The sequence below is a fragment of the Streptomyces sp. MI02-7b genome, assembly GCF_033793585.1.
Lineage (GTDB): Bacteria > Actinomycetota > Actinomycetes > Streptomycetales > Streptomycetaceae > Actinacidiphila.
Window position 1 is genome coordinate 172,561 of the sequence record NZ_JARAWX010000007.1, and the last position, 9,672, is coordinate 182,232.

The 9,672-nt window shown below is 69.6% G+C and carries 9 protein-coding genes and 1 tRNA gene; 5 read left to right on the plus strand and 5 right to left on the minus strand.

Annotated features, from left to right (window positions below):
* Positions 1-613 precede the first annotated feature (613 nt).
* Together PV364_RS13875 and PV364_RS13880 are read right to left on the minus strand one after the other, a co-directional pair.
* Complete coding sequence (locus PV364_RS13875) at positions 614-787, minus strand: hypothetical protein (protein ID WP_319660218.1); 174 nt, start codon at positions 785-787, stop codon at positions 614-616.
* Between the two features lie 230 nt (positions 788-1,017).
* A tRNA-Gly gene (locus tag PV364_RS13880) sits at positions 1,018-1,091 on the minus strand.
* 313 nt (positions 1,092-1,404) lie between these two features.
* Here PV364_RS13880 and PV364_RS13885 point away from each other — a divergent pair.
* The 3 genes from PV364_RS13885 to PV364_RS13895 all read left to right on the plus strand — a co-directional run bounded on the left by PV364_RS13885 (position 1,405) and on the right by PV364_RS13895 (position 2,736).
* Entirely contained in the window at positions 1,405-1,584 is a 180-nt protein-coding gene (locus PV364_RS13885) for a hypothetical protein (RefSeq protein ID WP_319660219.1), read from the plus strand.
* 71 nt (positions 1,585-1,655) lie between these two features.
* Positions 1,656-2,231 carry a dCTP deaminase gene (gene dcd, locus PV364_RS13890; protein ID WP_319660220.1) on the plus strand — a complete coding sequence of 192 codons (576 nt, stop codon included), beginning with the start codon at positions 1,656-1,658 and terminating at the stop codon, positions 2,229-2,231.
* 4 nt (positions 2,232-2,235) lie between these two features.
* Positions 2,236-2,736, plus strand: a complete 501-nt coding sequence (locus PV364_RS13895; RefSeq protein WP_319660221.1) for a phosphoribosyltransferase — start codon at positions 2,236-2,238, stop codon at positions 2,734-2,736.
* Positions 2,737-2,811: 75 nt separating this feature from the next.
* Here the strand turns inward: PV364_RS13895 and PV364_RS13900 are convergent, their stop codons facing one another.
* On the minus strand, positions 2,812-3,651 hold the full coding sequence (locus PV364_RS13900; RefSeq protein WP_319660222.1) for a calcium-binding protein: 840 nt from the start codon (positions 3,649-3,651) through the stop codon (positions 2,812-2,814).
* Positions 3,652-4,245: 594 nt separating this feature from the next.
* On the opposite strand from PV364_RS13900, the gene PV364_RS13905 reads away from it, so the two are divergent.
* Positions 4,246-5,112 (plus strand): GNAT family N-acetyltransferase, encoded by an 867-nt coding sequence (locus PV364_RS13905; protein WP_319660223.1) that lies wholly within the window; start codon positions 4,246-4,248, stop codon positions 5,110-5,112.
* Between the two features lie 86 nt (positions 5,113-5,198).
* Here the strand turns inward: PV364_RS13905 and PV364_RS13910 are convergent, their stop codons facing one another.
* Positions 5,199-6,053, minus strand: coding sequence for a Yip1 family protein (locus PV364_RS13910; protein ID WP_401973117.1), 855 nt, complete (start codon positions 6,051-6,053; stop codon positions 5,199-5,201).
* Positions 6,054-6,279: 226 nt separating this feature from the next.
* Here PV364_RS13910 and PV364_RS13915 point away from each other — a divergent pair, with 226 nt between their 5' ends.
* On the plus strand, positions 6,280-7,059 hold the full coding sequence (locus PV364_RS13915; RefSeq protein WP_319660224.1) for a thioredoxin domain-containing protein: 780 nt from the start codon (positions 6,280-6,282) through the stop codon (positions 7,057-7,059).
* A gap of 87 nt (positions 7,060-7,146) precedes the next feature.
* On the opposite strand, the gene PV364_RS13920 is transcribed toward PV364_RS13915, so the two are convergent.
* A complete protein-coding gene (locus PV364_RS13920; RefSeq protein WP_319660225.1) occupies positions 7,147-9,414 on the minus strand; it encodes a (Fe-S)-binding protein in 2,268 nt (755 codons plus the stop codon).
* Between the last annotated feature and the right edge of the window lie 258 nt (positions 9,415-9,672).

A 9,672-nucleotide genomic window follows, 5' to 3' on the forward strand; every position in this document is an offset into this window, starting at 1 on the left:
GGGTCAAGGCCCGGCGTCCGATGCTGCGTTCAGGCCCTGAGTACCCCGTCTACTGATCTCCGGTCCGGCTGACCAGTAAGACAAAGTCATTGACGGTATCAGGTCGTCGGGGCATCCGGTGCGATCCGTCGCCGTGCGAGTTCGTTGATGTCACCCGTCGATGTCAGCCCTTGCCATCTTGCTCAAGCTCCCTTGCTCGCCGCCGCTTGGGCGAAGGGTGGGTGTGCTCCCAGAGCGAAAGGGCCGCGAGGATCAATCCCAGGAGCAGGACAGCGGCGGACAGGAACCTCCACAGTCCGTGTCCTGTGATCGAGTTCTGGGCAAACCATGCCAGGCTAAGAAGCCACATGAGTGCGGTGCCGATTCTGCGTATGCCCGAATGCATCAGTCGATCCACTTCCTGCCCTGAACTGCGGAGCCTGACAGCTCAGGGAGCCTACCCCCGCGGATCGACGAGCCCGTCAGACGGCCTGCGGAAACTGGCCTCTTCGTCCCGAAGCAATGCGCGCGACCTTGTGACCTGCGGCCGAACCGCTCGTGACCTGCGCGGACCGTCCGTGAGCGTCCGTGGTTGTGCGCCCTGATGCGGGGCCGTTGTAGCGCAGTTAGACACTCAGTAGGACGACTTCGGATCCTGCGCGGATTGAGCGCCATGGTCACCCTTGGGACACGTGACCGGCAGCGACTCGCGCAGTTGTGCCTCCGGATCCCAGTCGGCCGGTTTGTCTTTAACGTTGCCCTTCCAGGGGTACCCCTGGGCAATCCAGTCGTTGCGGGCCTTGATCACGCCCGCGTCTGTCGCGACCTCGTACCCAAACTCGATCCCGCAACACCCACAGATGTCGGGTACGCGCCCCGGGGTATCGGCAGAGGGAGGTCGCGGCTCGTCTGGATCGCCTGGTCCAGGAGCGGCGCGCGGTGGCAGACGATGCGGCATCTGCCACGGATCTGGCACGAGACGCTTGATCTGGTCTGAACAACAAAGAAGCCCCGGGCGGCTGGCCTGGGGCTTTCTGGTGGAGCGGGTGACGAGAATCGAACTCGCGCTCTGAGCTTGGGAAGCTCATGTTCTACCATTAAACTACACCCGCGTAAGACGCCCGTTGAGGCGGCTCATCGTCGGACACTATACCCCATGGTCGGCCTCGGACGCATGCGCGCCGGGGCCGTCGTGTTGCGGTCGCGGGCCTGGTCGGGGCCCGGCCGGAGGTCGGGCGGCCGGCGTGGTGAAGGGGTTGTGGAGGGGCGTCTCGCGGAGTGGCGGGGCGTGCGCCGTGGTGGCGATCGGGCGTACGGTGAGGGCCGGTTGGCCGGGCCGGGGTGGGCGGAGTGCCGTGCGGGGCAGGGGTGGGTTCATCCCCTAATGTGGCTTTCGTCGTTGAGGTACCGGGGAGAAGGGGAGCGATGGATCGCACCGTCGTTCGTTGTGCCGAAGGGCACGTGTTCAGCACCACCACGCTGCCGATGCAGAACCTGGGAGCCGGACGGCTGGGCCCGGGCCGGTTGATCAGGTGCCCGCAGTGCGCGCGCATGCGGAGCGTGGTGCCGGTGTCGGTGGCGGTCCCGGCCGAGGACGAGAAGTAGGCAGGCCGGACGGGACGCGGGGGCCCGTGGCCGATTCGGCCACGGGCCCCACCGCCGCGTAATCTGCTGGTGTGCTGCTCTCAGACAAGGACATCCGGACCGAAATCGACAACGGACGGGTCAGGGTCGATCCGTTCGAGCCGACCATGGTGCAGCCGTCGAGCATCGACGTGCGGCTGGACCGCTTCTTCAGGGTGTTCGAGAACCACCGCTACCCGCACATCGATCCGGCCGTCGAGCAGCCGGACCTGACGCGGCTGGTGGAGCCGGAGGGGGACGACGCGTTCATCCTCCATCCCGGGGAGTTCGTGCTGGCGTCCACCTACGAGGTCATCTCGCTGCCGGACGACATCGCCTCCCGTCTGGAGGGCAAGTCCAGCCTCGGCCGGCTGGGGCTGCTGACGCACTCGACGGCGGGCTTCATCGACCCCGGTTTCTCCGGGCACGTGACCCTGGAGCTGTCGAACGTCGCGACGCTGCCGATCAAGCTCTGGCCCGGTATGAAGATCGGGCAGCTCTGCCTGTTCCGGCTGACGTCGGCGGCGGAGTTCCCGTACGGGTCTGACAAGCACGGCTCGCGCTACCAGGGCCAGCGGGGGCCGACGCCCTCGCGGTCCTACCTCAACTTCCACCGGACGCAGGTGTGAGCATATGACCGGGCCGGCGCGGGAGAACCTGACCTACGAGGCCTTCGGCGACGCCGTGCGCGAGATGGCACAGGCGATCGCCGACGACGGCTTCGAGCCCGACATCGTGCTGTCGATCGCCCGTGGCGGCGTCTTCGTGGCCGGCGGCCTGGCCTACGCGCTGGACTGCAAGAACATCCACCTGGTCAACGTGGAGTTCTACACCGGGGTCGGCACCACGCTGGAGATGCCGGTGATGCTGGCGCCCGTGCCGAACGTGATCGACTTCTCCGACAAGAAGGTGCTGATCGCGGACGACGTCGCCGACACCGGCAAGACGCTGAAGCTGGTCCACGACTTCTGCGTCGACCATGTCGCCGAGGTGCGCAGCGCGGTGATCTACGAGAAGTCGCAGTCGCTCGTGAAGTGCGACTACGTGTGGCGGCGTACCGACGACTGGATCAACTTCCCGTGGAGCGTCGATGGGCCCGTGGTCCGTCGGGCGGGTCAGGCCTTCGAGGCCTGACCGGCGGCAGCAGGGGCTGTGGGCATCTGCACCTGAGCGGAGGACCAGGCCGGCGGGCGGCTTTCGAGGCGGCCGTCAAGCGGGACAGCCGGGCCCGGTGGAGGGGTTGGCGCAGGTGTTGGTGCCGGCACCCCCGTCATTGAAGTTGAAGCCGGTACCACCGTTGAGCGCGTCATTGGCTTCGCCGCCGAAGAGGTCGTCGTCGCCGGCCTCGCCGTTGAGGGTGTCGTTGCCCGGGTTGCCGAAGAGCGCGTCGTCGCCGTCGCCGCCGAAGAGGTGGTCGTTGCCGTCGCCGCCGAAGAGGTGGTCGTTGCCGCCGCGGACACTGTTGTGGCCGTCGTTGGCGCCGTGGAGCCCGGCGTGGCCGGCGCCGCCGTGCAGAGTGTCTTCGCCGGCGCCGCCGTAGAGGCTGTCGTCGCCGGCGCCCCCATCAAGGTCGTCGGTACCGGCGCTGCCGTTGAGGGCGTCATTGCCGTCGCCACCGTTGAGGTCGTCGCTGTTGGCGCCGCCGTAGAGACTGTCGTCGCCGGCCTCGCCGTTGAGGGTGTCGTTGCCGTCGCCGCCGGAGAGAGCGTCGTTGTCCTTGCCGCCGTTGAGGGTGTCGTCCCCCGCGCTGCCGTCGAGGCTGTCGCGGCCGTCGCCGCCGAAGACGACGTCGCTTCCGGTACTGCCGGAGAGGATGTCGTTGCCGCCGTCGCCGCAGATGAGATCGTTGCCGCCGAGGCCGTCGACGCGGTCGTTCCCACGCAGGGCGACGATCACGTCGTTGCCCGGAGTGCCCACGATGTTGTCGTCGCGGTTCGTGCCGACGATCGTGGCGGGCACGCCCGCACAGGTCGCGGTGCCCGATATGGGGGTCCGCGGGTAGGTGGCGGGGACGTCGGCGGATGGGCGACCGGCGGTGGTGAAGAACATCGCGGCCGCCAAGGCCGGCAAAGGCAGCAGCAGAGCGCGGGCCCGGCCCGCCGCCCTGCAGCACGTGCCGGGAGCCACAGTCGATCCGGAACCCGGACCCAGGGTCTCGCGAAGTGCGCTTGCACGCCGCTTGTCGCGGCGAACGAACAGTTCCAGTTCCATCGACGTGCACCCTCCGCAGCAGAGAATCATTCAACTCGTACAGAAGGCCACATCCCAGTCGGTCCCGCCTCTTCACCAGGGCAGCCACCGCACCCCACCTGCCCATTCCGCCGGTCAGGTCCGGGCGCACCACGGAAAGAACCACTCCGACGGCCGCCCGCCGCTCAGGCCGCTCCACCGCGGCCCGCCGCCTCGGCGATCAGGGGGTTTCGACATGCGGGTACGACGTGGTGCCGACCACCTTCATCAGGTCAAGGGCTCCTGGAGTGTCCTGCCTCCGGTGCGCAAGCCGGGGGAGCGGGGCAAGCCGACCACCGAGGCGCTCTGACCCGGGCTGCCGTCGGATCACGCTCCGGACCGGCGGCGCGTCCACGGACGTCAAGACCGGCCCGTTCGTCCGACCGCAGCGCTCCGGGCGTACGACCATGGAGCATGCGCCCGGATGAATGGCACCTCACAGCAGACGTCGACGACTTTCTCGCCCGGGCCGGGGACTTCCTGCGCTCGCGGCCCGGCCTGCACACCATGGCCCTGACGACGACCGAGAAACTGCGCACGCGCGGGGCGGACGTGCACGGCCCCGGGGCCCGCGTCTTCGGCCTGCTGGAGCGGGCGGGCGACGTCGGCGCCGCCTTCTACGGCCTCCTGACCCGCGGCTTGAGCGTCACCGCGCTGACTCCCGGGCAGGCCGACACGCTCGCCGCCCGCCTGGTTTCCCTCGGGCACTCCTTCGGCTACGTCAGCGCGGACCGCGACAGCGCCGCCGCCTTCGCCGGGGCCTGGCAGCGGCACACCGGCGCGGTGCCGACGCTCCGCAACCGGCTCCTTCTGTACCGCCTCGGCACGCTCACCGCGCCCGGTCCGGTCCCGCCGGGCCGGGGCCGGCTCGTGGGCGAGCGGGACAGTGAACAACTCATGGGCTGGTGCCGTGCGTTCGCCGCGGATGTCGGGGAGGCCGTCACCATCGACGCCGCTTCCTGGGCCGGCACCCGTTTCGCCGAGAAGCACTACACGTTCTGGGAGACGCCGGACGGCACGCCCGTGTCCATGGCGGGGGCGAACCCGATGGTCGGCGGCCAGATCCGGGTGGACCCGGTCTACACCCCGGCCCCTCTGCGCGGTCGCGGATACGCGGGCGCCGTGACGGTCGAGGTGAGCCGGGCCGCGCTGGCCGCGGGCGCCGAGGAGGTCGTGCTGTTCACGAACCCGGCCAACGCCACCAGCAACGCCCTCTACCGGCGGATCGGGTACGTCCCGCTCACCGAATGGGCCGTGCACGACTTCGCGCGCGCCGCCTGAAACGCACGGACGGGCGGCCACCCCGTGAGGTGGCCGCCCGTACGGAGGCGGATACGTACCCCGGCTGCCGGGCTACGGCTACCGGGTCAGATCACCGGCAGCTTGAAGAGCACCAGCAGTGCGATCAGCTGGATGGAGGCCGCGCCCAGCGCCTTCGGCCAGGGCAGGTCGTGGGACTTGCTCACCATGGACGTCAGGAGCGCGGCGCAGGCGATCCAGGTGATCCAGCCCAGGACCTGGACGAACATGTTGGCGCTGCCGAGGAAGATCGCGAAGACCAGGCGCGGTGCGTCGGTGATCGACGTGATCAGCATCGCGAGACCGACGGTGGGCGCCCAGGCGCCGTCGCCGCCGAGCTGGCGGGCGAGGGCGTTGGTGACGGCGCCGAGCATCAGGCCGCTGAGGATGACGGCGACGGCGGTGCTCAGCACCCAGGGGATGCTGTTGGAGAGCGTGGCGTCGATCACGTCCTCACGGGCGCTGTCGAAGCCGAAGACGGCGAGCAGCCCGTAGAGGAAGGTGATGGTCAGCGCGGGCGCCCACACCTGGTAGTCGCGCATCTGCCAGAAGGTGGCCGCCGGGCGCATCACGATCCCGCTGAGCAGCTGCTTCCAGGGCAGTCGCGGGCCGGCCGGGGGCGCCGTGGTCTGGCCGGCGCGGTAGGTGGAGATGTTGTCGGGGTGCTGCGTCCCCTGGGGGTCGTAGGCGTCCGGGGCGTCGCCGATGGAGAAGGCGCGGGTGTGCCCGGGGTTGTCGTCGTACGAGTGGTGCTGCGCCGGCGTGCCGAAGTACTCGGGCTCGCCGTCCGCGGCCTGCGAGAACCCGTACTGGGGCGGCTGCTGGCCGCCCGGCCGCGTGTTCTGCTGAGGGTGTCCGCCGTACTGCTGATGCGGGTGCTGCACGTCCCCGTCCCGTCCGCGTCCGTTGTCGAATCCAGCCACGTCCTCGAACGTACCCGTTCCGGCGGGTGAAGGGCGGGGCCCTCCGCCCGTGGGCGGGCTTTGCGGCCAAGCTGTGACAGTGGGCGGGCGGGCCGCCGGAAGCGTTCACGGGGGCGGGTTTTCGCGGGCGGGGGTGTGAGCGCTTAGCGTTCGGGGGCAACGTGATCCGAAGGGACGGGAACCGCCGATGGCCATCAGGGTTGTACCGAACGCAGCACGCCCGCGCGTGCGTCATGCCGCCCGCGTCGCGGCCGGGGCGGCCGCCACCGGGCTGCTGGCCCTCTCGCTGTCGGCGTGCGGCCTGCTGACGACCGACTCCGAGGGTTCCTCCGGTTCCTCCGGTGCGTCGGGGCCCTCGGCCTCGCCGGCGGCCGGTTCCGCCCCCGGGGTGCCGACCGCGACCGACCCCAAGGTGCTGGCCGGGCTGCCGGCCCGTATGGAGGCCGACGGCACGACGATCACCGTCGGCGACCCGGCGGCGCCGAAGACCGTGCACGTCTACGAGGACCCGCGCTGCCCCATCTGCCAGGCCTTCGAGAAGGCGGCCGCACCGCAGTTGGCGGCGCTCGCGGCGGACGGCCGGATCCGGCTGCAGTACACGCTGGCCTCGTTCCTGGACGACAAACTGGGCGGTGAGGGCTCCAAGAGGGCCGCGAACGCCCTGCGCGCCTCCGTCGAGGCCGGCACGGGTGCCTTCGCGACGTACCACGAGACGCTCTACGCCCATCAGCCCGCCGAGACCGAGGACGGCTTCACCGACGCGTACTTGCTGAAGCTCGCGTCCGACGTCGACGGGCTGCGCGGCGCCGCCTTCGACCAGGCCGTGGCCAAGCGGTCCTACGGGGACTTCGTGACCGCCTCCGAGGAGGCGTTCATCAAGAGCGGTGCCACGGGCACCCCTTACGTGAAGATCGACGGCAGGCCGGTGTCCCAGGACGACCTGCAGAAGCTGTTCGACCCGGCGTCCTTCGCCCTGCTGCTGCGGCAGGCCGGGATCGGCGCCTGACGGGGTCCGGGCAGCGACCCTCACAACGCCGGTGGGCGCGTACGGACTTCCGTACGCGCCCACCGGCGTTGCGCCGTGCGGGGCCCGCTACGTCGCCGGCTCGGGCTCCGGCTCCACGGCCGACTCCTGCGCGCCGTCCGGGTCGAGCGGGGTCCTGACGGAGTCCAGCAGCAGCTGGGCGACGTCGACGACCTGCAGCGACTCCTTGGCCTTGCCCTCGTTCTTCCGGCCGTTGACCGAGTCCGAGAGCATCACCAGGCAGAACGGGCAGGCGGTGGAGACGATGTCCGGGTTGAGGGACAGGGCCTCGTCCACGCGCTCGTTGTTGACGCGCTTGCCGATCCGCTCCTCCATCCACATGCGGGCACCCCCGGCGCCGCAGCAGAAGCCGCGCTCCTTGTGGCGGTGCATCTCCTCGTTCCGCAGTCCCGGCACCTTGGCGATGATCTCGCGCGGCGGTGTGTAGACCTTGTTGTGGCGGCCCAGGTAGCAGGGGTCGTGGTAGGTGATGATGCCCTCGACCGGGGTGACGGGGACGAGCTTGCCCTCGTCGACCAGGTGCTGCAGCAGCTGGGTGTGGTGGATGACCTCGTACTCGCCGCCGAGCTGCGGGTACTCGTTCGCCAGGGTGTTGAAGCAGTGCGGGCAGGTGGCGACGATCTTCTTTTTCGAGGCGGGGAGCTTGGTGCTCTCGTCCTCGTCGTCCTCGCCGAAGGCCATGTTCAGCATGGCGACGTTCTCGGCGCCGAGCTGCTGGAAGAGGAACTCGTTGCCCAGGCGGCGGGCGGAGTCACCGGTGCAGTTCTCCTCGCCGCCCATGATCGCGAACTTCACGCCCGCGATGTTCAGCAGCTCGGCGAAGGCCTTGGTGGTCTTCTTGGCGCGGTCCTCCAGGGAGCCGGCGCAGCCGACCCAGTAGAGGTACTCCACCTCGGTGAGGTCCTCGATGTCCTCGCCCACGACGGGGACCTCGAAGTCGACCTCCTTGACCCATGCCAGGCGCTGCTTCTTGGGCAGGCCCCAGGGGTTGCCCTTCTTCTCCAGGTTCTTGAGCATCGTGCCCGCCTCGGACGGGAACGAGGACTCGATCATGACCTGGTAGCGGCGCATGTCGACGATGTGGTCGATGTGCTCGATGTCCACCGGGCACTGCTCGACACAGGCGCCGCAGGTGGTGCAGGACCACAGGACGTCGGGGTCGATGACGCCGTTCTCCTCGGCGGTGCCGATCAGCGGGCGCTCGGCCTCGGCCAGGGCGGCCGCGGGGACGTCCTTGAGCTGTTCCTCGGAGGCCTTCTCCTCGCCCTCCATGGTCTTGCCGCCGCCGGCCAGCAGGTACGGGGCCTTGGCGTGCGCGTGGTCGCGCAGCGACATGATCAGCAGCTTCGGGGAGAGCGGCTTGCCGGTGTTCCAGGCGGGGCACTGCGACTGGCAGCGGCCGCACTCGGTGCAGGTCGAGAAGTCGAGGATGCCCTTCCAGGAGAACTGCTCCACCTGGCTGACGCCGAAGACGTCGTCCTCGCCCGGGTCCTCGAAGTCGATCGGCTTGCCGCCGGAGGTCATCGGCAGCAGGGCGCCGAGCGCGACGGCGCCGTCGGCGTTGCGCTTGAACCAGATGTTCGGGAAGGCCAGGAAGCGGTGCCAGGCGACGCCCATGTCGGTCCTGAGGCCGACCGTGATCATCCAGATGAAGGAGGTGCCGATCTTGATCATCGCGGTCAGGTAGACCAGGTTCTGGAGCGTGCCGACGCTCAGCCCCTTGAAGGCCGCGACCAGTGGGTACGAGGCGAAGTAGGCGGCCTCGTAGCCGTGCACGCCCGCCAGGGCGCCCTCCAGGCCGCGCAGCGTCATGATCGCGAGGCCGATGATGAGGATGACGGCCTCGACGAAGTACGCCTGGCCGAGGTTGGAGCCGGAGAAGCGGGACTTGCGTCCGGGCCGGTCGGGCAGCGACAGCTGGCGGATGACGATCAGCGTGAGGATGCCGAGCGTCGTCATCAGGCCGATGAACTCGACGAAGACCTCGTAGGGCAGCCAGTGACCGATGACCGGCAGCGCCCAGTCGGCCCGGAAGAGCTGCCCGAAGGCGTTCACCAGGGTGAGGACGAGGGAGAAGAAGCCGACGGCGACGAACCAGTGGGCGACGCCGACCACGCCCCAGCGGTTCATCCGGGTGTGACCCAGGAACTCCCGCGCCACCGTGACGGTGCGCGCGCGCCAGTCGTCGGTGCGCGTGCCCGCGGGTACGTCCTGGCCGAGTCGTACGAACCGGTAGATCTGGGCGATGGCTCGGCTGAACAGCGCCACGCCGACCACGGCGAGTACCAGCGACACGATGATCGCGGCGAGTTGCATTTCAGGGCTCCTCGGACCTGCGAGAGCGGAGGCGCGGGCCGACTGCCCGGCTGACTACTAAGCAGTAACTTATTCGTTTCTCCTGAGGGTACCCAGTATCGGCGCACGTGCGCAGCCGCGCCGCCGGTGATCTGCGTCGCTGAGGGCCGCCTTGCCCGGGCCGGGACGCGTCGGAGCCCGGGGTGGGGAGGCCCGTGAACGCGCTGCGCAGGCAGCCATGCGCGGAGCGTCCGCCCTAAAGTTGAGTGGCCACGACTC